Origin of the sequence: Streptomyces liangshanensis, from assembly GCF_011694815.1 — a bacterium.
In the GTDB taxonomy this organism is placed as follows: domain Bacteria; phylum Actinomycetota; class Actinomycetes; order Streptomycetales; family Streptomycetaceae; genus Streptomyces; species Streptomyces liangshanensis.
Map to the genome: position 1 here is coordinate 4,169,106 of NZ_CP050177.1, position 24,740 is coordinate 4,193,845.

Consider the following 24,740-nt stretch of genomic DNA (forward strand, 5'->3'; position numbering starts at 1 on the left):
ACAGGGGAGCGTTGAAAGAAACCGCAGCGAGCGGGTCTCCTCACCGGTCCTCGCCAGACCAGCCCTCACCCGGCGGAGCGGCGCCAGGGGTGGACGAGTGTGGTGAGGATGCTGCCGGTGGCGGGGAAGGTACGCGGATCGGCCAGCCCGACCGCCGCCGGCTCACGGCCGGGGCGCCAGGTGAACGTACCGAAGAGGCGGTCCCACAGGGACAGGTCGGAGCCGTAGTGGCCGGCCTCGGCCAGGTCGGTGCTGTGGTGCAGCCGGTGCTGCTCGGGTCCGGCGAGGACGTGGTTCAAGGGCCCCAGCCGCACCCGGATGTTGGCGTGGACGAAGTACCCCTGCGCCACGACGAAGAGCCCGACCGCGAAGACCGCGCGCTCGGAGAACCCCACCAGGGCGAGGGCCAGTTGGACGAAGCCCTGCGAAATCACCACGTCGGCCACGTGGTTGACGCTGTTGTTGCCGACGTTCACCTTGTCCGGTACGTGGTGCACCCCGTGCAGCCGCCACAACCACGCGTAGGTGTGGCCGGCCCGGTGCACCCCGTAGCTCGCGAGGGAACCGAGCAGGAGCGCGAGCGGGATCTCCCCCCACAACGGCAGCACCGGATCCGGATCGGCGAGGGCGCCGACCCCCAGGAGCACCAGATTCTGCCCGAGCGCGCCCCCGACGGCGGTGAGGACGTAGTACACGGCGTAGTACCCCCACTCCCGCCGGTCCGGCCGCCACGAGGGGTTGTACGGGATCACGAACTCCAGCACCAGGAGAATCCCGAGCACCGCGAACTGGAAGAGGAAGGTGGCCATCCCCGGTTCCCATCCGAGCCACACGGTGGGCACGAACACGGCGACGGCGGCGAGCAGGAGCAGGGGTTGGGCGGTGACGGTCAGTACATCTCGCACTCTCTGCCGGGGCATGGCACTCCTCTGCGAGGTGACGGAGGGACACGTACGAGAGCGCTCTCGACCTGGGGAAAGCCGAAGAGGCGATTACAGTATGTAGTTTGATGAACACGCATAGCAATCCCCCCACCCCCGGCGCGCGACGCCCACCCCACCATTCCCGCACCCCCCGAGCCCCCGGGGCGCACCCCCAAAACCCGTCTCACCCACACATGTTCAACAGCACCCCACCCCGCACCGCGAACGCGCCGGGCGGAAGCGGAATCTCAGGGCCGGCCCTCTCGATCAAGTCCGGCCCAAGTGAGGCCGGTGCTGATCCGGGTGGCCCAGCCGCCGGCCCGCAGCGTTCCGCGTCCGACTGGTTCCAGCGCACGGCCGCGGACGCGGCCGTCGAGGAGGTTGGCTCCCGTGCCGCCGTGCGCTCCGGCCCTGCCTCGGTCGACTCAGCTGTCTACCTCGCTGACCTTGGCGGCCGACGCCTGGCCTTCGCCGCCCGCGAGCACGCGGAGCAAGTGATTGCCCAGTGGAGCGAGGACCGGCCAGGCCAGGCGGCACAGGTCGAGGAGATGGGGCGGGAACACTGGGAGGCCGAGGCGGGAGGTGGAGCCCAGCTCATCCGCCATGAGGTTCCCGACCGCCGAATGGTGCACCACGCTCATGCCGTGTTCCTGACGGGAGGTGAACGGCTCAACGTCGGGCGTCCTGCCCGATGGTCAACATGGGCCTGGGACTTCGAGCCCGATCTGTACACGGACCTGCCAGTCCGCTGGCACACTTCTCGTCGGCCAGGCCAGGAGATCGAGGCCCACGTGCGGGGCACGGACGAGAACGCGGTCTCGTCGGCCTACGGGGAGGCGTGCGCACAGGCTGTGGACCGGGCGCGTAATCCCGCCACGTACGGCGATGGGCAGAGTTAGGGGCCCGCAGCGCGGAAGAACGCGCTGCGAAGGAGAGCGATGGAGGCCCCACGGCATGAAGTACAAGAACGAAGCCGAGATCATGCGCGCGCTCGGGATCGACACCTGGAGGCATCTCTCCAAGGAGAAAGCGGTCAAGTTCGCGGCCATGATGCCTGACATGGACACCGAAGTGGCCATGAAGATCGTCGAACAGTTCCCCGAGTTCAGGAAGTTCGCCACGGATGCCTTCGGAGCCATCGAGAAGGCCCACGAGGCCACTCTCGCGGACGGCAGGCATAGCTTGGATCAGGTCTACCAGGCCCTCCGGGAGAAACGGGTGATCTTCGAGCGAGAACTCCACAGAGGCGACCTGACCTGGGAACAGAGGAAGCACCTCCTCGAACTCATCCAGGAAACGGCAAGACTTGCTTCTCAGAAGGACTCTGAGCACAAGCGCCACGTGGACGGTCTACTGAGGAAGGTCATGGTCGGTGTCGGTTCCGGGCTGGCTCTGGCTGTGGTCTTCGTCGGAGGCCGGATCCTGACCCAGGGCAAGGAAGAACCCGATGACTCTGGGGAGTCGTGAGACCTGGCGGCGCCGGTCCTTGACCTTGGTGACAGTCTTATCGACCGGGCCGCGCTGGGCTGTGACTCCCGCTCAGAACGGGGGCGTTGTCAGTGGCGTGCGTCAGACTCGGAGCACGGTACACACCCGTGCCGGCTGTCTGTCCACGCACCGCCCCCCGCCCGCAAGGAACGGTCATGGCACATCTGCACAATCAGTTCGACGACCTGCTCACTCTGATCAACGTAGATCCCGACGTCCTCGCGGCGACGCGCGAACGTCTGGTGCTGGCGCGCAGGTTGGCCGAGCGGCACCCCGAGGGCCGTACGTCGTACAGCTCGGGTTCGATCCCCGTTCGCACCCACATTCAGCCGCACGCGGGAGCCGTCAGCGATGGGAACGGCGGGATCATCCTGGACCGTGTCCAGCACCCGGAGCTTGGTCCTGACGGAGAAGGGGAGGCTCCACACACCATCACCGACGAACTTGTCGCGTTCATCGGCCCGAAGCTCCGCGACCCGGAGCGCACCCCGTTCTACCCCAAGGCGCGGGTGTGCACGTCCCGGCGGGGCCTCAAGATTCACTTCGGCGCCCCGGTCAACGGCACGGATGTCACGGTCGATCTCATCGTGGCGCTGCGCCGCCGTGATGGGCGCGGGCTGTGGATCCCCGACCTGGAGCAGGCCCCGGGCTCCGCAAAGTCATGGAGTGCGAGCGACCCTCAGGGCCACGTAGAGCTGCTGACGTCCGGCGCCGACGCCCTGCGGCGCACCCGGCGCCGCGCCATCCGCGTCCTCAAGGCGTGGAATGCTCAGGCCGCGAAGCCGGGCTTCTCCTCGCACCAACTCTCCGTCTGGGCTTACGAGTTCGTCGAGCCAAGGATGGGCCTCGTCAGCGCCGTCCACACGGTGCTGCTGAAGGCCGCCCTGCGCCTTCTGCGCGGCGAGTCGACCAAGGATCCGCGCTCCGTCTCGCCCGACCTCAAGCCGCTGATCCCCGACGCGGATGCCGAGCGACGGCTACGGGTCGCGGCCGACAGGCTCGCGAAGGCCATAGCCGACCCCGACGATGTAGACACGGTGGCGGAGGTCCTGGAGTACCTCTTCCCCAAGACGATGCGTGAACGTGAGCGCGCCTTCTCCGCCGCGTCCTCTCCCCTGAGCACCACTGCCAGCCTCGGTCTCGCGGGTGCGAGCCTGCTCATCCCGAAGACGCGCTCGTGGCGGGAGGACGCGGCCGTTGAGGGGTGACGGGCGTCCTGCGCGGCGTCCTTGGTTCGCACGTCCGATGGCCCGCGCCGAGCTGCTGACCGGGATGCGCTCAACGGGGCTCGACGCGCGCGAGGTGGACAAACCTGCCGACTTCGCGTCCGGTTTCACTGTTCAGGTCTACCCGCACGTTCGGATCCTGCCCTCACACAGTCTCCAGATCGCCTTCGCCGCCGGGGATCCGGCATTCCCTCGCGTCCACGCACGCGGACCCGACTGCCCCGCCCACCGCAACCCCGACGGTTCCCTTTGCCTCTGGTACCCGAAGGACGCGCCCTCGCGCCGCTGGTCGCCCGGTGACGGCGGGCGGGTCCTCGTCGCGATCATCGTCCGCCATCTGCGATGGGAATCTGCCTATCGCGCCACCAACATCTGGCCGGGCTTCGAAGCACCCCACGGCCACGGTTCGCCGGGCCTCGACGAACAGGACCACATCATTGGCTGACGCGATCAAAGTCTTCGGCCCCTACGCCGCTGTTTTCGCCGCACTCGTGACCGGCCTCGTCCTCGGCCTCCAGGCGCGGATTGGCCGTCGCGCCCAGCTGCAGGAGCGGAAGCAGGAATTGTTCGCGAGCGCGTACGAGGCGAGCATCCAGTACGCGGAGATGGCTTACGCCGTGCGGCGCCGCCGCGCGGACGCTGCCGTCGAGGAGCGGGTCCGCCTGTCGGAGCAGCTGCGAGAGATCCAGTCCAGACTGACCTGGCACGAGGCGTGGGTCCGCTTCGAGGCTCCGGAGGTGGGCGCCGCGTATGACGAACTCGTCGCCCGTACGCGGACGGTGGCCGGGCAGAGCATGAAGGATGCGTGGCTCTCGCCCCCAGGGGCGGACGACACGGCGATGGTGATCCCGACGTCGGTGATCGACCTGCGGGCGCTGGCGGATGTCCGCGAGCGCTACATGGCCGCGGTGGAAGCGCACCTTCGCCCCCGGGGCCGTGCCCGCCGCCTTTTCCCGCGCCCGCGCCGCGCCATGCCACCCCCACCCGTGCCTGCTCCCCCGGCCGGTGGGACGACCCCCGGCGGCCCCGTCGGCGGCTCGCCGTGAGGCGAAATACACGCACACCCCCGCCTCCGGCCGGCACTGGCCCTGGACCCACGTGATCATCGACGCCCTCGAACGGCTCGCTCTCCTACCGAACTCCGGGTGACCAGAAGGTCTCCCCGTTCCCACGCGAGCCCTCCACCCGGAGCAGCGAAACCCCGCGCCACCCCGAGACGACATTTGGGCCCCCGACCTGCCCCTCTACCCACCACACGAAACGGCCGACCGACTCCGCGGCGGACCGTCAAGCAAGATCGAGGTAGGGACCTCGCCCCTGCGAAGGCATCCGAATGCGGGGCCTCGACCAGATCGGTCGGGGCCCGCTCGTCCTTTTTCCTAGCCGGGGATCCCGAGCTCCTTCAAATACGTGAGGCGGGCGCTTATGGCAGCCGAGAAGTGCCGCCAGTCAAGGCTGTTCACCAGTTCGACGGGCTTGGGGTCCTCGGCTGAGGACGTGACATAGCAAGCGGCGTCGTACAGCTGCTCGGCCACAAGGCGCTCGCAGAAGATCCCGAACCGGTCCTGATACGAGGTGCCGTGCCAGATTGAATCGGCAGGCAGCGCGCCCTCCGCGATGCTGACCGGCCTCCGAGAGCCGCTGCCGTCCTCCATGATGAAGAAGTAGCCGAGCCAGGGCTTCTCCTTCGGATACAGCTCGGCCAAGGCGGCCCGTCGCAGATCCACCGCGCTGCCGAGCGCTTCCTCAACCCGGTTGTTGTAGTTGTTTCCGAACGACGGCCCTCCGAGGGCCTTCAGTTCGAAAGCCGCAACCAGCACTCCCTCGTGGACCACCACGAGGTCCCACTGCTTCTGGGGGCGGTAGTAACCGGGGAGTTCCAGACCTTGTTTCTTGGTGACCCGGATGCTCTCGGGCGGGTAGCCGGCTTCGAGGAAGAACTTCGACAGGAGGATCGCGATCGCGTCGAAGTGCTTACCACCGCGCACGGATCCGGCGGTGCCGGCGCCGACCGCGGCCTTGATCGCGGACTGCTCCCGCTGCAGCTGCTTGGCGCCCCAATAGGTCGCTATCGCGTCCTCGAAGTCCTGGCGGGTGACCGTCAAGATCCGCTCTCCTAGTCAGGAAGCTCGGCAAGTCCGTAGACGCGCAGGGCGGCCTCCGTGGCGGCCCTCACGTCTCGCTTGTCGAAAGCTGCCGCCAGGGCTTCTCGGTCGCGCTCGCTGATCGCTTCCGGGTCTGGGACCCGGATCTTGCGGAGGTACTGGGCCTGGAAGCGGAGGGTCCCCCCTCGCATCTTGACCGCGTACGCCTCCACGAATGCTTCCGCGACCTTGGAGAGTAGGAGACCACCCAGCACGCGCATGTCCCAGACGTCCGAGACGATGAAGTACAGGTTGTGGTGAGGGTACAGTCCGCCCTCGTCGAGTACCGGATGGATCGTCAGCTTCATGTCCGGGAGCAGCAGCTTGGGCCGCCGAGTCAGCGCGTGATCGACCTTGTCGATGGTCTTGTACCAGCGGTGTGGCTGCTTGACCGCCACGTAGCGCTTGCGCAACGCGGCTCCGTGTTCGTCGAGATACCTGGCAAGCCGGGGATACGCGGCGAGGTCGACCAGATCGCCGTTGGCCGTCCAGGGGTTGACCAGGTAGGTGCCGTTCCAGTTGAGCGTGCCGCTCGTGGTGTCGCGAACCATGGCCATCGGCAGGAGGCGGTCGTCTTCGATCAACGTGCCGTCGTCGGTGAGGAAGACCTTGTCCGCTCCGGTGGCGATGCCGATGCCGACTCGGGTACCGGACTTCTTGCTCTCAAGCAGGTGGAAGCGCTCTGTCAGTTCCTCGAGGACTGCCAGTCGTGCAGGTGAAGCACTCGGCCAGGAGTCCTCGTCCGGGAACCAGTGCGGCATGCGAGCGGCCTGGAACGCTGGTGTCGTGACCGACTCTGTCTGGTCAGTCGCGTACCAGCGTGCGAAGGCGGTGGCCTCAGGAGCACCGAAGGCTCGTGTGGTGTCCGCTGCCACAGCGGTCCCCTGAGGCCGCTTGCTGATCAGCGTGATGGCGGGGTACGCGGAGACCTGGTCGTGGAAGGCGTCCACATCGTGCATGACCAGAGCCAGATCCATGCTGAAGTTCTTGGTCACCAGCTGGCGCAACTGCCGGCCGTACTGATTGCGCATCCAACGGTCCGCGCAGATGAAGCCCAGCTGTCCGGCTGCCCCGAGGCTTCGAAGGGCGACTTCGAAGAAGCCGACGTAGATGTCTGCGCGGCCGCCCATGGTGGGGCACGCGTGACGATAGACAGCCATCCTGTCCGCCGGGACGTCCTCCAAGCGGATGTAGGGCGGGTTGCCGACCACATAGTCCGCGTGCTGGGTCCCTTCGGGCTGGAGTAGGTAGTCACCCTGCTCGACCCAGGCCGCCGCCACCTGCTGGGCATCTGTGGGGTTCCAGCCGTCGTCGACCAAGTGCTGCTCGACGACTTCGCGGCTCCTGCGGACGTTGCGCTCCAGCAGATCGAGCGCACGCACGGCATGGCTTGCGTCACTGATGGGACGGTTTTGCTCGCGGCAGGATGCGCTGATCCGCGAAGCCACGGCTCCTAGAAAGGCTCCTGATCCGCAGGCCGGCTCCACGAGCTTCAGGTCGCAGAGGGCTTTGTCAGAGGTGTAGCCCACGAGGTCGAGGATCAGATCGACGACCCAACGCTGTGTGAACACCTCGCCGTGCTCCACGGCCTCCTCGGGGACTGAGGGGAGGGTGTGGAGCGCGGTGTCGAAGAACAGGGGAGTGGCCACGTCTTGACACTACTAGGGAGGATTTCGGCCACGAGAGTTATCCACAGGCGTCACTCGCGCTCAACGGAGTGATCTGTTCCATCTGCGGAGCATCGGTCCCGTGGGATCGACATCCACTCGTCCCCATGACCAACGAGAGCGCGCTCTGGCTTGTCGGCCTTGAGGGGTGCGCGGCGGAGGAGCGGACCAGCAACCGAGCCGACGCGTCACCTCGGAGCAACTGAGACCAAAACTGAGACCACCAACGTCGAAGGCCCCCGCTGCGAGCAGCGGGGGCCTTCGACGTATTGCCCGGTGAGAGCAATGGCGGAGGATACGAGATTCGAACTCGTGAGGGGTTGCCCCCAACACGCTTTCCAAGCGTGCGCCCTAGGCCACTAGGCGAATCCTCCGCGACGAACCATACAAGATCCTGGGCCGTGCTCGCGAACTCGTATCCGGGGGTGGGGATCGGGTACTGTGAGCGGAGCCCCTCACGTGGCGCTATCTGACTGAACTCCCCCAGGGCCGGAAGGCAGCAAGGGTAGGTTGGCTCTGGCGGGTGCGTGGGGGGCGTTCGCGTGTGCGGGGTCGTTGCGGGGCCGTGTGGGGAGCGCTGGGCGGGTGCGTTGTCCTAGGGGGCCGATATCGTCGTAGGTGTGTCGTCCCTTGCGTTGTATCGCCGCTATCGCCCCGAGTCCTTCGCCGAGGTCATCGGGCAGGAGCATGTCACTGACCCGTTGCAGCAGGCCCTGCGCAACAACCGGGTCAATCACGCGTACCTGTTCAGCGGCCCGCGCGGCTGTGGGAAGACGACCAGCGCGCGGATCCTCGCCCGCTGCCTGAACTGCGAGCAGGGGCCCACGCCGACACCGTGCGGTACGTGCCAGTCCTGCCGCGACCTGGCCAGGAACGGGCCGGGGTCGATCGACGTCATCGAGATCGACGCCGCGTCGCACGGAGGCGTGGACGACGCCCGTGACCTGCGCGAAAAGGCGTTCTTCGGGCCGGCCAGCAGTCGATACAAGATCTACATCATCGACGAGGCCCACATGGTCAGCCCGGCGGGTTTCAACGCCCTGTTGAAGGTCGTCGAGGAGCCCCCGGAGCATCTCAAGTTCATCTTCGCGACGACCGAGCCCGAGAAGGTCATCGGGACGATCCGTTCGCGTACGCACCACTACCCGTTCCGCCTGGTGCCGCCCGGGACGCTGCGCAACTACCTGGGCGAGGTGTGCGCCAAGGAGCAGATCCCGGTCGCCGAGGGTGTGCTGCCGCTCGTCGTGCGCGCCGGCGGCGGTTCCGTACGTGACTCGATGTCCGTCATGGATCAGCTGCTCGCGGGCGCGGCCGAGGACGGTGTGACGTACGCCATGGCGACCGGCCTGCTCGGTTATACGGACGGGTCGCTGCTCGACGCGGTCGTGGACGCGTTCGCCTCCGGGGACGGGGCGGCCGCCTTCGAGGTGGTGGAGCAGGTCATCGAGGGCGGCAACGATCCGCGCCGCTTCGTCGCCGACCTGCTGGAGCGGCTGCGCGACCTGGTGATCCTCGCCGCGGTGCCGGACGCCGCCGAGAAGGGGCTGATCGAGGCGCCCGCCGACGTGGTCGAGCGGATGCAGGCCCAGGCGTCGGTCCTCGGGGCGTCCGAGCTGAGCCGGGCCGCCGATCTGGTCAACACCGGGTTGACGGAGATGCGTGGCGCGACCTCGCCACGGTTGCAGTTGGAGCTGATCTGCGCGCGTGTGCTGCTGCCCGCCGCGTTCGACGACGAGCGGTCGGTGCAGGCGCGCCTCGACCGGTTGGAGCGGGGCGCGGCGAACGCCGTGTTCTCGACCGGGCCGGGAGTTTCTGGTTCGGGGGGGGCCGGCTCGGGAGGGTCCAGGGTCGGTGGGGCCGGCTCGGGAGGGTCCGGGGGCGGTGGGGCCGGCTCGGGAGGGTCCGGGGGCGGTGGGGCCGGCTCGGGTGTCGGGTCCGGGGGGCTTTCTGTCGGGTACGTTCCCGGGCCCGAAGGGCATGCGCCTGTCGCGCCCCAGGCGCCGGCCGCTCCTCCCGTACCCCCCGCTGCCGCTCCCGCCGCCGAGCCTCAGAGGCCGGGTGCCTGGCCAGGTGCCGCCGCGCCGCCGCCCGTGGCGCCCGCCGCGTCCGAGGCCGCGCGCCGGCCCGGGGGCTGGCCGACGGCCTCCACCCCCGGGCAGGGGCCGGCGTCCGCGCCCGTAGCGGGTCCGCCCGCCGCCTCGTCTGGCCCGGGCGGCCAGCCGTCGGGGCCCGCGGCCGCCGCGCCCGGACCCGCGCCCGCCATGGGGCAGGGCGCCGGGCAGGTGCGGAACATGTGGCCGGACATCCTGGAGGCCGTGAAGAACCGCCGCCGCTTCACCTGGATCCTGCTCAGCCAGAACGCGCAGGTGGCGGGCTTCGACGGTACGACGCTCCAGATCGGCTTCATCAACGCCGGTGCCCGCGACAACTTCACCAGCAGCGGCAGCGAGGACGTCCTCAAGCAGGCGCTCTCCGAGCAGTTCAACGTCCAGTGGAAGATCGAGGCCATCGTCGACCCGTCGGGTGGCACGGCCGGGCCGCCCCTCTCGGGCGGTGGCGGTGGCGGCGGTGGATACGGAGGCGGCGGCAACGGCGGTCCGAACCCCGGCGGTACGAACCTCGGCGGCGCCGGCGGGTACGGCGGGGGGGCCGCGAACGGCGGCGGGTACGGCACCGGCGGCGGCGCGGTCATGGGCGCCGGGTCGGCCGCGGGGGGCGCCGCGGGTGCCGGCGCGAGTGGCTTCTCCGGTGGCGGGGGCTCCGGGGGCGGTACGGGGGGTACGGGGGGCGGCGGTTACGGCTCCCGCCCCACCGGCTCCGCCCAGGCCTCCGCGCCCGGTTCCCCCGCCCCCGGTCCGTCGGGGGCTTCGGCGTCCCAGGGCGGGTACGGGGCGCAGGGATCCGCACAGGGTCACGGACAGGGACCTGCGCAGGGGCAGGCGGGGCACGGCCCCGGGTCGTCCGCGTCCGGCGGGCCCGGCGGCGGCCAGGGTTTCTCCGCCCCCAACCCCGTTGCCCCCGAGGACGACACCCCCGAGGAGGACGACCCCGACCTGGTCGACTCGGCGCTCTCCGGCCACGACCTGATCGTGCGCGAACTGGGCGCGACCATCGTCGAGGAGTACTCGAACGAGTAGGCGGGGGTTACGGCCTGGGGCCTGGTGGCTGGGGACGGGCGCGGGCGCGGCCGACAGAGAATGATCCGCAGCCGGGCACCCCATCCCCACCCGGAACCCGGACGACGAACTGACCACCCGGCTCCCACCACCAACCCGGACCGCGTCCACCGCAATCCTGGCCCGGCCCCGGACTCGGTCCCGTACCGCGTCCGCTCGGGTCGCGGACCGTGCGTTCCCCTCCACCTCCCTATCGCGTCCGCTCCGGACGCGGTCCTGGACCCGGACCGCGTCCCCCCCCCGCCACCCGCGTCCGCGTCGGCCCCTGACCCGTACCGCGTTCCCCTCCGCCCCCGCCTCGTCGCCTTCGCCCCGTACCGCTTCCGCCCAGACCTGGACCGGTCCCGTACGGCACCCGCGCCGGTCCCGTACCGCGCCCTTCTTGACCCGGACCGTGTCCACCTCCACCGGTCCCTGAGCCGGCCCCGGACCCTTAACGCGTCCCTCGCCGTGCCGGTCTTGTACCGCGCCCGCGTCCGTGCCCGGCCCCGGCCCGGCCCCCTACCCGCCGGCCCGTATCCGCCAGCCCGGTCCTGGACGTGCCGGGCCCAGGACCCGCCCGCTCGGCCCCGTACCGCGCCCGCTCTGGCCCCGGACCCGCCCGCCTAGCCCCGTGCCGCGCCCGCCTCGCCCCTGATCCGTACCGCGCCCGCTCCGAACCCGGACCGCGGGTTCCCCTCCACCCCCGTACCCGCGTCCGCTGTGGACCCCGTCCCGGTCCCGGACCGCACGTCCCTCCGCCGTCCCCGTACCGCGTCCGCTTCTGACCCGTACCGCGTCCCCCACCGTCCCCGTACCCCCATCCCCGCCGCCCCGTTACCCCCGCCGGGTCAGTGGACCCGCCCCCCGCCCGGGGACCACCCCTCATCCCCGCTCGCGGCCCCCGCCCCCGCCGGATCCGCCGCCCTCGCCCCCTCGCCCCCGCCGGGTCCCCGTACCCCCGCCGGATCCGCAGACCCGCGCCCGCCTGCACCCCCGCCCGCTGTCCCGCCCCCGCCGGGTCCCCGCGCCCGCACCCGCGCCCGAGCCCCCGCCGGGTCCCCGGGCCGGCACTCGCGCCCCCACCCCCGCCAGCGGCCCCCCGCCCCCGCCGGGTCCCCACCCCCACCCACCCCCCCGCCCACAGACCCACCCCCCGCCCCCGCCCCGCTAGGCTGCCCCCGTGAAGGTCCTTGTCATCGGCGGCGGTGCCCGCGAACACGCCCTGTGCCGCTCTCTCTCCCTCGACCCCCAGGTCACCTCGCTCCACTGCGCGCCCGGCAACGCCGGCATCGCCGATGTGGCCGAGCTGCACCCGGTCGACGCCATGGACGGCGCGGCCGTGGCGCGCCTCGCCACCGAACTGGAAGCCGGGCTCGTGGTCGTCGGACCCGAGGCGCCCCTGGTCGCCGGGGTGGCCGACGCCGTGCGGGACGCGGGCATCCCCTGCTTCGGCCCGTCCAAGGAGGCGGCCGAGCTGGAGGGTTCGAAGGCGTTCGCGAAGGACGTGATGGCCGCCGCGAACGTCCCGACCTCCCGCAGCTACGTCTGCACCACCGCCGAGCAGATCGACGAGGCGCTCGACGCGTTCGGGGCCCCGTACGTCGTCAAGGACGACGGTCTCGCCGCCGGCAAGGGCGTCGTCGTGACCGACGACCTCGCCGTGGCCCGCGCGCACGCGCTCGCCTGCGAACGCGTCGTCATCGAGGAGTTCCTCGACGGCCCCGAGGTCTCCCTCTTCGCCGTCACCGACGGCGTCACCGTCCTCCCGCTCCAGCCCGCGCAGGACTTCAAGCGCGCCCTGGACGGCGACAAGGGCCCCAACACCGGTGGCATGGGCGCGTATTCACCGCTCCCGTGGGCCGACCCCAAGCTGGTCGACGAAGTGCTCCAGACGGTCCTCCAGCCGACCGTGGACGAACTGCGCCGCCGCGGCACGCCGTTCTCCGGGCTGCTGTACGCGGGTCTCGCGATCACCGGTCGCGGGGTACGGGTCATCGAGTTCAACGCCCGCTTCGGCGACCCCGAGACGCAGGTGGTCCTGGCCCGGCTCAGGACCCCGCTGGCAGCGGTCCTGCTCGGGGCGGCCGAGGGCACGCTCGCCGACCTGCCGTCGCTGACCTGGCGCGACGACGCGGCCGTGACCGTCGTGGTCGCGTCGCACAACTACCCGGACACACCCCGCACCGGCGACCCCATCGGCGGCCTCGACGAGATCGCGGCGCAGGACGCCCCCGAGGCGTACGTCCTGCACGCCGGCACCCGGCTGGACGACGCCGGCACGGTGGTGACGGCCGGTGGCCGCGTGCTGTCGGTGACGGCGACGGGCAAGGACCTGACACAGGCGCGGGAACGGGCGTACGAGGCCCTGGGCCGCATCCGCCTCGACGGCGCGCAGCACCGCACGGACATCGCGCGGGCGGCGGCCGAGGCGTAGCGCTGGGCTTCATACAGACGGTAAGTGGTACGTACGGTAAGCGCGGTACGTACGGGGCGGGCGGTCCGGTGGGTTCACGGGCCGCCCGTCGGCGTTCCCCCCTCCTCCCTCCACTTCCCGCGCTCCCCTCGAAGCGGGGGCGCCCGGCCATGTCAGCAGCTCTGACCAAAGCCATTCCATCGGGTGACGAGTAGGCCATCCGGATGACGGTCGGCGAAGGGCCAACTAGGGTGCGGCGCATGCGGTCCGGCACTTGGCCCACCGGCATTGCGATGTCAGTGGCGGGTGCCACAGTGGGGGAGTGAGCGATACCACCGCGGGGCAGAGGGGGTGAGGTCCGGCCATGTCAGGTTCGGTTGTCGGTGAGGAGATCGGTGTGCGGGGAGCCCGTTCCCGGGCCCTCGCCGTGCTGCGCGTCCGCGGCAGAGCGCTGGGGGTCGCGGTGCTGCCGGCGGCCGTCGCCGTCGTGCTGCTCGCCGGTGGCGCGTCGGGGCATCTGGTCGGCGGGGGATGGGACACGGCTCGCTGGGCCGTGACGGCCGTCGCGGTCGTCGTGCTGGTGCTCGCGGGAGCCGTCGGCGTCGTGATCGCCCACGCCAGGCCCGCCCTCAGCCCCACCGTCGCGGTCACGGAGCGTGCCGCGCCCGATCTCTACCGGCTGGTCAGGGACCTCGCCGACCGCCTCGACGTCCCCATGCCGTCCGCCATAGCGCTCACCCCGGACTGCGACAGCTGGCTGGAGGACCGTACGCATCCGGCCCACGCCCGCCTCCTCACCGGCGGCGCCCGGCGGCGCCGGGTCCCGGCCGCGCCCGTCCTGGTCATCGGATCGCCGTTCCTGTGGTGGATGCGCGTCGCCGAGCTGCGGGCGGTGCTGGCGCCGGTGGTCGCGGGTACGGGGCCGTCGGCGCATCCGGACATAGCCGCCGCGCGCCGGTTCGTCCGGGGGCTGGACGCGGCGGTGGCCGTGGCGGCCCGTCCCGGTCAGGGTGCGGTACGGCGCGTGGCGCTCGTCCCTGTCGGCCTGGTGGCCCGGCTGCTGCTGCGCGCGTGCGGCGAGCACGCCGCGTTGATGGAGCGGGGGGTCGCGTCGGCGGCGTCCGAGCGGGCGCAGGGGGTCGACTACGGGCTGCGGATCCAGGCCCAGGAACAGGTCGGCCTCGCCTACGCGGGCTGGGACCGGCTGCTGACCCGGGTCGCGTTGCCCGCGTGGCGCATGGGGCGGTGGCCGTCGCGGCTGGACGCGGGGGTGGTCTCGGCCCTCACGGAGCTGTCCCGGCGCGACCGGCTGGCCGAGGGCTTCACGTCCCGGCTGGGCGAGCGCCCGGCCTGTGACCTGCTCGAAGAGCCCGGTCTGGTGGACGAGGCCACGTCACTGCTGGCCGCCCGTCTCTTCCACGGCGGGCCGGCCGAGGCGGGCCCCGACTGGTCGCCGGTGGACTGGCAGCAGTATCCGGAGGAGGTCGTGGACCGTAAGTGGCGCGCGGAGGCGGCGCGGCTGCACCGGGTGCTGGACGCGATGGGCGTACGGCGGCCGGCGGGTCGCCCGGGGCCCACGCTGGAGCGGGTGATGGATCACCTGTCGGAGGCGCGGGAGCCGTCGGACGCGCCGGGCTCGGGAGCGAGTGCGGGCCAGGGTGCGGGTGCGGAGGGTGTGAGTGGTTCGCGTACGGGGCTCACGCCCGGCGCCGGGGGTTCGCAGACGCGCCCGGGGTCGGACAGCCTGCCCGCGGGCGCCCCTTCGGCGGACGCCGACAGCGGTGACGTCGACCTGAACGACCTCGACGACCTCGACCCCGAGCCCCGTCGTTCCGCCCGGGGGGACGCCCTCGCCGCCGGGATCAGCGCGGAGGTGGCCCGGGAGGAGGCCGCGACGCCGCCGGTGCCCGCCGAGGCGGTGGGGGAGGTGCTGGTGCCGTGGGGGACGGACCCGTTGCCGCTGTTCCCGCTCCAGCCGCCCCGTACCGGACGGGAACTGCTCGCCGACCACGTCACGGCGATGGTCTGCTGTTCCGCCGTCGACACGGCGGGCGCCGCTCCCGGTCTGGACTGGCTCGACGGCCCGACCCTCCTGATCGACGGCGAACGCCGGGTGGATCTGGCGGGCCCGGTGCTCAGCCTGGTCGAGGACGGCGACGCGGAGCCGCTCCGTACGTGGCTGACGGCGGTAGGGGTACGGGCGGAGAAGCCGGTCCGCCTGGTCTAGGCGCAGGTTTTCGCGCGGCAGAGGTCGCCCGCCGTCCGCCGCAGCCCTGGAGACGCCTCGTGCGGGCCGACACCGCCGCCGGGTCGGTGCCGGCCCGCGCCGCTCGCTACCGGTCTTCGAAGCGGACGGAGCGGACGAGGAGGCGATCACTGGCGGGGCGGCCGTGCGGACGCAGGGTCCACTCGTTGCCTTCGCAGTCGGTGCCCTCGTAGACGGTCGCGCGGGCGTCGGTCTGGTTGTGCGGCGCGTAGCCCGGGGGGAGGTCGTCGGAGTCGACGCCGTAGAGGTTGATGCAGCGGCCGCTGCGCGGGTCGGGCAGGGTGACGCCGAGTTCCTGGCCGGAGTCGTCGCGGAACTTGTAGTGGAACTGCCCGGTGGCGGCGAGCGCGGAGGTGGACATCGACAGGGTCAGGGCGAGGGCGCCGAGGGTGACGGCAAGGCTGCTGCGGAGCTTCATGGCCGGGAGGGTCCCTTCCGAAGGTGATCACGGGCCCGAAGGCGATCACGGGCGCTGTCGTGCCGACCCTAGGAGCACCCCGTCCAGGCGAATCGGTTCACCATGTGCCTCGGCCGCGGCGTGTCCGGGCAGCACCACCCGTTCGCGTACGAGCACCGCAGCAGCCAACCACCGACCGCGGGGCGCTGGCCGGACTCCGGCCGGGATCCGCCCGACGCCCGCGCCCCGACGCCCGCGCCCCCAACCCCCGCCCAACGCCCCCACCCCCGGCGCGCACCCGCCCCCAACCCCCGCCCACCCCAACCCCCGCCCAAGGCCACACTCCCCGGCGCACCCGCCCCCGACAACCACCCCCGCGCGCTCCCAGCGCCCCCGTACCCGACCCCCCGCCCCCTCCCGCTCCCACACGCCCCCCGCCCCCGCCACCCCGCGCCTCCACCGCGCCGCCACCCCGACATGCGCCGCCCCCGTGCCCCGGGCAGCCCGCACGACGGCCGCCGCCCCGTGCCCCCCGGCAGCCCGCACCACAGGCGCTGCCCCGCCCCCCGGCAGCCCGTGCCTCCCCCAGCAGCCCGCACCACGTGCGCCGCCCCCGCGCCCCCAGCAGCCCGCACGACGCCCGCCGCCCCCGTGCCCCGCCAGCACCCCACCCCCCGCATCCGCCGCACCCAACTCGTTCCGCCAACTCCCCCCGCCCCCACCCACATCCGGACTAACATCCTCCACTCTCGCCAATTCACGACGAACGGTGACGGAGTGAGTGCGTTATGTGATGTGCTGGGGACCGGCGCTGACAGTCGACCGCAGAACCGGCCGGGCACCGGCCGCCTTCATCTGAGCCCTGGCGGTCGAAACAGCGGTCCCATCACCAGTTGTCTCGGGGGCTCGGAGGCTCGAAAGAGGGGCGCACCATGGTGGCGGAGCAGATCCGGCGATGGGAATCGGGTGCTCTCGCCCATGCGGTCAGCGACCCCTTCGGGCAGGGCCCGTTGCCCTGGCTGCGCGGCAGTGAGAACTACTTCGACGACACCGGCCAGGTCGTCCCCTGGTACGCCGCCCCCACCCTCGGCCGCGACCCCAGCACCGGCCCCCGTACCGCCGACGACGTCCGCCGCCAGATCAAGGGCTTCGCCTCCACCGGCGCCGCCGCCCCCGGCGAGTCCATCGACTTCCACGTCACGGTCGACCCGCCCCAGCAGTTCTCCGTCGACATCTACCGGATCGGGCACTACAGCGGCGACGGCGCCTCCAAGATAACCACCAGCCCCCGCATCTCGGGGATCGTCCAGCCCCCACCCCTGGCCGCCGACCGCACGGTCTCCTGCCACCACTGGTGGCTCTCCTGGCGGCTCCAGATCCCCTCGTACTGGTCGCTCGGCGCCTACGTCGCCGTCCTCACCACCCTCGACGGCTACCGCTCGCACATCCCCTTCACCATCCGCGACAACCGCCCCGCCGACCTCCTCCTGCTCCTCCCGGACATCACGTGGCAGGCCTACAACCTGTACCCCGAGGACGGCCGTACGGGCGCCAGCCTCTACCACGCCTGGGACGACCAGGGCCGCCTGCTCGGCGAGGAGGACGCCGCCACGACCGTCTCCTTCGACCGCCCGTACGCCGGCGCGGGCCTGCCCCTGCACGTCGGGCACGCGTACGACTTCATCCGCTGGGCGGAGCGGTACGGGTACGACCTCGCGTACGCCGACGCCCGGGACCTGCACGCCGGCCGCGTCGACCCCACGCGCTACCGGGGCCTGGTCTTCCCCGGGCACGACGAGTACTGGTCCGTGCCCATGCGCCGTACGGTCGAGCAGGCGCGCGAGCACGGCACCTCGCTCGTCTTCCTCTCCGCCAACACCATGTACTGGCAGGTGGAGTTGAGCCCCTCCGCGTCCGGCGTCCCCGACCGCCTCCTCACCTGCCTCAAGCGGCGTGGCCCCGGCCGCTCCGCCCTCTGGCGCGACGTGGACCGGCCGGAGCAGAAACTGCTCGGCATCCAGTACGCGGGCCGCGTCCCGGAGCCCCACCCCCTGGTCGTACGGAACGCCGGGCACTGGCTCTGGGAGGCCACCGGCGCCGCCGAGGGCGACGAGATCGAGGGGCTGGTGGCGGGGGAGGCCGACCGGTACTACCCGCGCACGGCCCTCCCCGAGCACGAGGACCGCATCCTGCTCGCGCACTCCCCGTACCGCGACAGCGAGAACGCCCGCCGCCACCAGGAGACCTCGCTCTACCGCGCCCCCTCCGGCGCCCTCGTCTTCGCCTCGGGCACCTTCGCCTGGTCGCCGAAGCTGGACCGCCCCGGCCACGTCGACCCCCGCGTCCAGCGCGCCACCGCCAACCTCCTGGACCGCATCTGCAAACGGGACTGAGCACGCCTCCCGCCCACCCATAACGCCCGCGCAAGGCCCCCGCAGGGTGTGCGCACGGGGTGCGCGGGGCTGCCGCGGGCCCCCGTGGGTGCCACGACTTCCGGCATACGGGAGAATCGAGGCGATCTTGAGCGCCGAGCGGATCCAGCCGATCCCGACGGATCCCGACCCGGCGTCACGCTCCATGCCTCACGCTCCATGCCCCACGTCCCACGTCCCATGCCCCACGCACCACCCCTCGGAGGAACCGTGTCCGGATTCGTCGAAAAGCCCGAGCCCCTGGCGGTCCCGGGTCTCGTGCATCTGCACACCGGCAAAGTGCGCGACCTGTACCGGAACGAGGCCGGCGACCTCGTGATGGTCGCCAGCGACCGCATCTCCGCGTACGACTGGGTCCTGCCCACCGAGATCCCCGACAAGGGCCGGGTCCTCACGCAGCTCTCGCTCTGGTGGTTCGACAAGCTCGCGGACCTCGTACCGAACCACGTGATCTCCACCGACCTCCCCGCGGGCGCCCCCGACGAGTGGGCCGGCCGCACCCTCGTCTGCCGGTCCCTGCGCATGGTCCCGGTGGAGGCGGTCGCGCGCGGCTACCTGACCGGTTCCGGGCTCGTCGAGTACAACCAGCACCGCACGGTCTGCGGGCTCGCCCTCCCCGACGGACTCGAGGACGGCTCCGAGCTGCCCGCGCCGATCTTCACCCCCGCCACGAAGGCCGCCGTCGGCGAGCACGACGAGAACGTGTCGTACGAGGAAGTCGCCCGCCAGGTCGGCGCGGAGACCGCCGCGCTGCTGCGCAGGACCACGCTCGACGTGTACGGCAGGGCCCGCGACATCGCCCGCGAGCGCGGGATCATCCTCGCCGACACCAAGTTCGAGTTCGGCTTCGACGGCGACGAACTGATCATCGCGGACGAGGTGTTGACCCCGGACTCCTCCCGCTTCTGGCCGGCCGAGACCTGGGAGCCGGGCCACGCCCAGCCGTCGTACGACAAGCAGTACGTCCGCGACTGGCTGACCTCGGCCGCCTCGGGCTGGGACCGCGCGAGCGAGCAGCCGCCCCCGCCGCTTCCCCAGGAGATCGTCGACGCGACGCGCGCGAAGTACCTGGAGGCGTACGAACGCCTCACCGGCCTCAGCTGGTCGTAACGGGCGGGAGCCACGGGGGCCCAGGACGGGCACGAAGAAACCCCCGGTCGGATGACCGGGGGTTTCCCCTTCTTGAGCGGACGACCAGGTTCGAACTGGCGACCTCAACCTTGGCAAGGTTGCGCTCTACCAACTGAGCTACGTCCGCAAGCGCCTCGGCGCGAGAACTACTATACCCAACCTCGGCGCCGTGCGAGACGCACTGCCGTATGCCGGTTCTCGGCGCCCAGTTTGGAGGCCGCCGAGGACAAGTAGTTCCGTACCGTTCCCTGGGACAGCGAGGCGCGCTGCGCGATCTCCGCGATCGGTGCCCCGTCGGCCGCCAGCTCCAGCACCTCCGCCTCCCGCGCGGTCAGCGGCGAGTCCCCGGCGGAGATCGCGTCGGCCGCCAAGTCGGGGTCCACGTAGCGGTTTCCGGCGTGCACGGTACGGATGATCTCGGCGAGCCCGCGGGCGCTGACCGTCTTGGGGACGAAGGCCCGCACCCCCGCCGCGAGCGCCCGTTTCAGGTGGCCGGGGCGGCCGTGGCTGGTCACGATCATCGTCCGGCAACCGGGCAGTTCGGTACGGAGAGATGTGGCGACCTTCACACCGTCGGCGCCCGGCATCTGGAGATCCAGCACAGCCACGTCCGGGCGGTGCGCCTTCGCCATGGCCAGGGCCTCGGGGCCCGAGGCGGCCTCGGCGACGACGACCAGGTCGTCCTCCAGGGCGAGCAGCGCGGCGAACGCGCCCCGGATCAGATGCTCGTCGTCGGCGAGCAGCACCCGCACGCGCCGGTCCTCGTCCCCGCTCACGCCGCCACCTCCCCACGACCCACCACAACTCCCGTCCCGACAGCGGATTCGTCACCCGCCCCGGCTTCCGGCCCGGCGCCCCGCCCCGAGTCCGGTCCACCCGCCGGCAGCGGTACCCGCGCGGTCAGGCGGAAGAGGTCGCCGTCCACCCGGCCCGCGTCCAGCGTCCCGTTGACCACCGCCAGCCGTTCCCGCAGGCCGTCCAGGCCGGAGCCCTTCCGCACCTCACGCTGCCGGCCGACCACCGGGCCGCCCGCTCCCGGCGCCGCATCGCCCGCCGCGTCCACCGGGACAGCCACGGCAGCCGCCTCGCCCGCCCCGTCGTTCTCCACCACCAGCACCACTTCCCGCTCCTCCCCGTACCCGGAACCGGACCCGTACCTGGGGCCGGACCCGGACCCGTACTCCGGCCCGTACTCCGAACCGGACCCCACCGCCTCCGTCAGCCGTACGGTGCACCGCCGCGCGTCCCCGTGCCGCAGGACGTTCGTCGTCGCCTCCCGCACCACCCACGCCAGCGCCGACTGCACCCCCGCCGACAGCCCGCCCCCGTCGCCCCCCTCGATCCGGCAGTCGATGCCCGCCGCCTCCAACACCCCGCGCGCCCCTTCCAGTTCGGTGTGCAGGTCCGCCTCGCGGTACCCGCGCACCACGTCCCGTACCTCGCGCTGCGACTCCCGCGCGATCCGCTGCACCTCGGTCATCTGCGCCACCGCCTCCGGCCGCCCGCGCTCGGCGAGCTGGACCGCCAGCTCGCTCTTCAGCGCGATCACCGCGAGGTTGCGGCCCATCACGTCGTGCAGGTCGCGGCCGAAGCGCAACCGCTCCTCCGCGACCGCGAGGCGCGCCTGGAGCTCGCGGGCCGCGTCGAGCTCCCGGACGGTGCTGAGCAGCCAAGCAGAGAGCACGTACGTGAAGACGATGCCCGCGCTCGCGCACGCGACGGCCAGGACCATGCCGAAGGCCTGGGGCCCGGGCAGGCGCATCGCCACCGTGAGAACCCCGGTGGTCGCGGTCGTGCCCAGCACCGCGTACGCCATGTGCCGGGTCGTGCGCAGCACCAGCGACATCGCGCCGAGGCCGTAGCTGGCGAACGCGACCAGCACCACGGCGGCCGAATCGTCGTTGCTGAGGACACCGCTGCTAGCCAGCGCGATCACCACGGCCGCGCACATCGCCGTCAGCGCGGCCGTCGCCAGACCCAGCCTTACGGGCCGCTCGCGCCGGCCCAGCCGCCAGTCCAGCGCCCTGGCCTGGAGGAGGGTGCTCATGCCGGCGTGCAGGCAGGCCAGCAGGAGCAGCCAGCCCCCGAGCGGATCCATGATCCAGACCAGGCTGACCTCGATCAGCGCGAAGCTGTGGAAGGTCCACCGGGTGTAGCTCTCGACCTTGCCCGGCTTGCTCTTCCGGTGCCATCGGTCCGTCAGTCCGGACATCGCATCCTTTCCGTCCCGCCCTCGGTTGGTCCCGCGCCCGCTCGATCCCGAGCCCGCCCAGTCCCGCCCCCGTGCCCGCCCATCCTCGTGCGCACGCCTCACCCCCGTGCCCGCCCACCCTCGTGCGCCCGCCCCACCCCCACACCTACCTCGGCGCCGGGCCTCCCACCCCTACCTCGGCGCCGCGGGCCGGCCGGGCCCCACCTCAGCGCCGCGGCTCCCACCGGAACCACTTCCGCACGGCGTACAGCGCCAGCACCGTCCAGGCCACCGCGCCGATCCCCGCCCCGAGCAGCCCCGCCCCGTCGACCCCGCCGATCAGGCCCGCGCGTACCAGCGTCATCACCCCGGTCATCGGCAGCAGCTCGCACACGGACGCCACCCGGTCGGGCAGGGAGTCCAGCGGGACGAACAGGCCGGAGCCGACCAGCGAGACCAGGAACAGCGGCATCGTCGTGATCTGCGCGCTCTCCACGGTACGGGTGATGACGGAGGTCGTCGCCGCCAGCGCCGTGAGCAGCACGATCGCCACCAGCAGGCCCGCGACGAGCAGGTCGGGCCGGTGGATCCCGCCCACGTCGAGGAACACGCCGGCCGCCGCCACCAGGACCACGGACTGCGCCAGCGCCAGCGCGGCGGCGGGCAGCGCGGTCCCGGCGAGGATCTCGTGGTCGGCGGTCTCGCCCGTGCGGAGCCGCTTGAGCACCAGCTCCTCGCGCCGGGAGGTGTACGCGGCGACGAGGTTCGAGTAGACGACCATCAGCAGGACCGTGCCGACGCCACCGGCGAGGGCCGCCTCCGCGGCGGTCACCCCGGCGTCGCCCAGGTCGGCCCCATCGAGCGTGATCTTGATCGAGCCCATCATCGCGAGGGGCACGAACAGCGCGGTGAACAGCGCCGTCCTGTTCCGTGCGAGCAGCGTCAGCTCGGCCCGCCCGAGAGCGCCCAGCCGCCCGGCGGCCGTGGTCAGCGCACCCGTACCGTCGCCGTCACCCCGCACGGCACCCACCCCACCCCTCGTGTCCGTGTCCGCGTTCGCGTTCGCCTTCGTGTTCATGCCCTTGCTCGTGTTCGTGTTCGTGTTCATCGTGTGTCCGCCGTTTCCGCGCCGCGCGCCGCGATGTCGAGGAAAGCGTCTTCGAGCGAGGCGGACCGGGCGTCCAGCTCCGCCAGCTGTACGTCCGACTCCCGCGCCCACCGCAGGAGTTCGTGCAGGTCCTCCTGGAGCCGCCGGGTCCGGATCTCGACCCGCCGCCCCTCCGCGCCGGCCCGCAGCGACAGCGGCAGCCGTTCGGGCAGCACCCCGTGGGGCAGGACGAACCGGATCGTGGCCGGCCGGGCCTCGGTCACCTCGGCCGGTGTGCCCGAGGTCACGATGCGCCCCTGGTGCATGATCGCCAGCCGGTCGGCCAGCGCCTCGGCCTCCTCCAGGTAGTGCGTGGTCAGCAGTACGGAGGTGCCCTCGTCCCGCAGGGCCCGTACCAACTCCCACGTGTCGCGCCGCCCTTCGGCGTCCAGACCGGTGGTCGGCTCGTCGAGGAAGAGCACCTCGGGCCGGCCCAGCAGCGCCAGCGCCAGGTCCAGGCGCCGCCGCTCGCCGCCCGAGAGCTGCTTGACCCGGACCCGCGCCCGCCCGGTGAGCCCGACCAGGCCCAGCGCCTCGTCCGTCGGCCGCGCGCCGCTCGTGCAGCCGGCGCACATCCGTACCGTCTCCGCGACGGTCAGGTCGGAGGGGAAGCCGCCCTCCTGGAGCATCACCCCGATCCGGGGGCGGACGGCGGCGCGCTCGGTGTACGGGTTGTGGCCGAGGACCCGTACGCCTCCGCCGTCCGGGCGGGCGAGGCCCTCCAGCACCTCCACGGTGGAGGTCTTGCCGGCGCCGTTCGTGCCGAGCAGGGCGAACAGCTCGCCCCGTCCGACGGAGAAGGAGACGCCGTCCACGGCGGTGAAGCCGCCGCTGTAGGTGCGGCGCAGCTCGTCGGTCTCGATGACGGGGTCGTCGGGATGCGAAGTCGGTGTCATGTCTTCCAGGCTTCCGCCGGACCGGACGACCCGGCAGTGCGCCCTGTCACCGCCGCCGATGACATTTGTCATCGGGCGCACACGCTCACACGCTCATGCGCTCACCCGCATACGAAGAAACCCCCGGTCGGATGACCGGGGGTTTCCCCTTCTTGAGCGGACGACCAGGTTCGAACTGGCGACCTCAACCTTGGCAAGGTTGCGCTCTACCAACTGAGCTACGTCCGCATCGCATCGAGATCGAGCAATCGATGCCTGCCTCGCATCACTCTACCTGATCCACCGGAGTGGACCGAAGATCGAGCGATGCAGAGCGGGTGACAGGAATTGCACACTGCGCCTCCCCCTTGGAAAGGGGGCGTTCTACTACTGAACTACACCCGCACGCTGCTTGGGGTTCGGCCCTTCGGCCTTGCCCTTCGGCGTGCTCCAGACTCTAGCCGATCAGCGAGGGTGGTTCCAACTCGGTTCGCCGCCGCGCCTCTCGGCCGTCTCCCGGCCGCCGCCCGGCCGTCTCCGGCCCGCCGCCCGGTCGTTGTGCGGGCGGCGGGCCGGCCGCCGTCCGGCGCCGCCCGCCGGTGCCGGCGACCGTCCCCGGCGCGGCACCCGGGCGGCGCCCCGGGCTCAACTCGCTTCCCTGAAAGCCTCGTAGACGCGCTTCGGGATCCGGCCCCGCGCCGGCACGTCCATCTTGTGGGAGAGCGCCCACGCCCGGACGGCCGCCGGATCGGGGGCCAGGGCGGTGTGCCGGTAGGTGGTGCGGTTCTTGCCGTTCCTCGCGGCGTTCGTCTGCCTGCGGCCCGCGGCCAGGTAGGGGGCCAGGGCCTTGCGCAGTTTCTTCGCGTTGGCGGGATTGAGGTCGATCACGTACGACTTCCCGTCCAGACCGAACGCGATCGTTTCCGCCGCTTCTCCACCGTCGAGATCGTCGGAGAGTGTGACCACTACGCGCTGCGCCACGGATATCGGTCCTTTCTTGCGGTACCGCCTTGCCCCACGCCGTGCGGAAACACGGCTGACGTGCGGCGATACCGGCCTTCCGGCTGTTAAGGGACAATGCGGCTTTCCGTTGTATTCCTTTGTACAGCGGTCGGCCCGGCATTGTGAAGCCCAGCCAATTGCATCCGCGTGTCTCACGGCAATGGGCGAGCCGACTTTTTCCCGGGATTTTTCCCTGGCGGCCCCCCGGCGGAAATCATGGTGTGATCCGCGGCGTGATCTGCCGCGGGGCTTCTGGGGCAGCGTATCCCTGTTCATATCT

General features: G+C 71.8%; 19 protein-coding genes, 4 tRNA genes and 1 other RNA gene. 10 read left to right on the forward strand and 14 right to left on the reverse strand.

From position 1 onward, the window contains the following. Positions 1-65: 65 nt before the first annotated feature. Complete coding sequence (locus HA039_RS17970; RefSeq protein WP_167030822.1) at positions 66-920, reverse strand: sterol desaturase family protein; 855 nt, start codon at positions 918-920, stop codon at positions 66-68. Positions 921-1,348: 428 nt separating this feature from the next. Then, positions 1,349-1,564: a hypothetical protein gene (locus tag HA039_RS17975; protein ID WP_167030824.1), complete on the reverse strand. Its 216-nt coding sequence runs from the start codon at positions 1,562-1,564 to the stop codon at positions 1,349-1,351. Between the two features lie 313 nt (positions 1,565-1,877). On the opposite strand from HA039_RS17975, the gene HA039_RS17980 reads away from it, so the two are divergent. The 4 genes from HA039_RS17980 to HA039_RS17995 all read left to right on the forward strand — a co-directional run bounded on the left by HA039_RS17980 (position 1,878) and on the right by HA039_RS17995 (position 4,683). Continuing rightward, positions 1,878-2,390: a hypothetical protein gene (locus HA039_RS17980; RefSeq protein WP_167030826.1), complete on the forward strand. Its 513-nt coding sequence runs from the start codon at positions 1,878-1,880 to the stop codon at positions 2,388-2,390. A gap of 176 nt (positions 2,391-2,566) precedes the next feature. After that, positions 2,567-3,619 (forward strand): hypothetical protein, encoded by a 1,053-nt coding sequence (locus HA039_RS17985; RefSeq protein ID WP_167030829.1) that lies wholly within the window; start codon positions 2,567-2,569, stop codon positions 3,617-3,619. 37 nt (positions 3,620-3,656) lie between these two features. Further along, positions 3,657-4,082 carry a hypothetical protein gene (locus HA039_RS17990; protein ID WP_167030832.1) on the forward strand — a complete coding sequence of 142 codons (426 nt, stop codon included), beginning with the start codon at positions 3,657-3,659 and terminating at the stop codon, positions 4,080-4,082. Continuing rightward, complete coding sequence (locus tag HA039_RS17995; RefSeq protein WP_167030835.1) at positions 4,075-4,683, forward strand: hypothetical protein; 609 nt, start codon at positions 4,075-4,077, stop codon at positions 4,681-4,683. Before HA039_RS17990 ends, HA039_RS17995 begins: the two co-directional genes overlap by 8 nt. A gap of 333 nt (positions 4,684-5,016) precedes the next feature. On the opposite strand, the gene HA039_RS18000 is transcribed toward HA039_RS17995, so the two are convergent. From HA039_RS18000 to HA039_RS18010, 3 genes are all read right to left on the reverse strand, one after another. Continuing rightward, positions 5,017-5,742: a PaeR7I family type II restriction endonuclease gene (locus tag HA039_RS18000; RefSeq protein ID WP_030594928.1), complete on the reverse strand. Its 726-nt coding sequence runs from the start codon at positions 5,740-5,742 to the stop codon at positions 5,017-5,019. An 11-nt stretch (positions 5,743-5,753) separates the two neighbouring features. Next, complete coding sequence (locus tag HA039_RS18005; protein WP_208298641.1) at positions 5,754-7,430, reverse strand: Eco57I restriction-modification methylase domain-containing protein; 1,677 nt, start codon at positions 7,428-7,430, stop codon at positions 5,754-5,756. 304 nt (positions 7,431-7,734) lie between these two features. After that, a tRNA-Ser gene (locus HA039_RS18010) sits at positions 7,735-7,822 on the reverse strand. Positions 7,823-7,895: 73 nt separating this feature from the next. Here HA039_RS18010 and ffs point away from each other — a divergent pair. The 4 genes from ffs to HA039_RS18030 all read left to right on the forward strand — a co-directional run bounded on the left by ffs (position 7,896) and on the right by HA039_RS18030 (position 15,246). Continuing rightward, positions 7,896-7,990: signal recognition particle sRNA small type (gene ffs, locus HA039_RS18015), an RNA gene on the forward strand. A 78-nt stretch (positions 7,991-8,068) separates the two neighbouring features. Continuing rightward, positions 8,069-10,585 carry a DNA polymerase III subunit gamma and tau gene (locus HA039_RS18020; RefSeq protein ID WP_167030837.1) on the forward strand — a complete coding sequence of 839 codons (2,517 nt, stop codon included), beginning with the start codon at positions 8,069-8,071 and terminating at the stop codon, positions 10,583-10,585. A 1,201-nt stretch (positions 10,586-11,786) separates the two neighbouring features. After that, positions 11,787-13,040, forward strand: a complete 1,254-nt coding sequence (gene purD / locus HA039_RS18025; RefSeq protein ID WP_167030840.1) for a phosphoribosylamine--glycine ligase — start codon at positions 11,787-11,789, stop codon at positions 13,038-13,040. Positions 13,041-13,383: 343 nt separating this feature from the next. After that, positions 13,384-15,246 (forward strand): M48 family metalloprotease, encoded by a 1,863-nt coding sequence (locus HA039_RS18030; RefSeq protein ID WP_167030843.1) that lies wholly within the window; start codon positions 13,384-13,386, stop codon positions 15,244-15,246. Positions 15,247-15,352: 106 nt separating this feature from the next. Here the strand turns inward: HA039_RS18030 and HA039_RS18035 are convergent, their stop codons facing one another. Continuing rightward, positions 15,353-15,703: a hypothetical protein gene (locus tag HA039_RS18035; protein ID WP_167030846.1), complete on the reverse strand. Its 351-nt coding sequence runs from the start codon at positions 15,701-15,703 to the stop codon at positions 15,353-15,355. A 911-nt stretch (positions 15,704-16,614) separates the two neighbouring features. On the opposite strand from HA039_RS18035, the gene HA039_RS18040 reads away from it, so the two are divergent. Continuing rightward, entirely contained in the window at positions 16,615-18,075 is a 1,461-nt protein-coding gene (locus HA039_RS18040) for a N,N-dimethylformamidase beta subunit family domain-containing protein (protein ID WP_167030849.1), read from the forward strand. 249 nt (positions 18,076-18,324) lie between these two features. Further along, a complete protein-coding gene (locus HA039_RS18045; RefSeq protein ID WP_167030852.1) occupies positions 18,325-19,224 on the forward strand; it encodes a phosphoribosylaminoimidazolesuccinocarboxamide synthase in 900 nt (299 codons plus the stop codon). Between the two features lie 75 nt (positions 19,225-19,299). Here HA039_RS18045 and HA039_RS18050 read toward each other — a convergent pair. The 8 genes from HA039_RS18050 to HA039_RS18085 form a co-directional block, all read right to left on the reverse strand. Further along, positions 19,300-19,372 (reverse strand) — tRNA-Gly (locus HA039_RS18050). A 22-nt stretch (positions 19,373-19,394) separates the two neighbouring features. Beyond that, the gene (locus HA039_RS18055; protein ID WP_243869536.1) at positions 19,395-20,021 is read right to left on the reverse strand and encodes a response regulator transcription factor; all 627 of its coding nucleotides are present in this window, start codon (positions 20,019-20,021) and stop codon (positions 19,395-19,397) included. Further along, entirely contained in the window at positions 20,018-21,457 is a 1,440-nt protein-coding gene (locus HA039_RS18060) for a sensor histidine kinase (protein ID WP_167030854.1), read from the reverse strand. Before HA039_RS18060 ends, HA039_RS18055 begins: the two co-directional genes overlap by 4 nt. Positions 21,458-21,662: 205 nt before the next feature. Next, entirely contained in the window at positions 21,663-22,544 is an 882-nt protein-coding gene (locus HA039_RS18065; RefSeq protein ID WP_167030857.1) for an ABC transporter permease, read from the reverse strand. Continuing rightward, positions 22,541-23,479: an ABC transporter ATP-binding protein gene (locus HA039_RS18070; protein WP_167030860.1), complete on the reverse strand. Its 939-nt coding sequence runs from the start codon at positions 23,477-23,479 to the stop codon at positions 22,541-22,543. Before HA039_RS18070 ends, HA039_RS18065 begins: the two co-directional genes overlap by 4 nt. 155 nt (positions 23,480-23,634) lie before the next feature. Then, a tRNA-Gly gene (locus HA039_RS18075) sits at positions 23,635-23,707 on the reverse strand. Between the two features lie 84 nt (positions 23,708-23,791). Next, positions 23,792-23,863, reverse strand: a tRNA-Gly gene (locus tag HA039_RS18080). A gap of 240 nt (positions 23,864-24,103) precedes the next feature. Beyond that, a complete protein-coding gene (locus HA039_RS18085; protein ID WP_208298643.1) occupies positions 24,104-24,439 on the reverse strand; it encodes a histone-like nucleoid-structuring protein Lsr2 in 336 nt (111 codons plus the stop codon). Positions 24,440-24,740 lie beyond the last annotated feature (301 nt).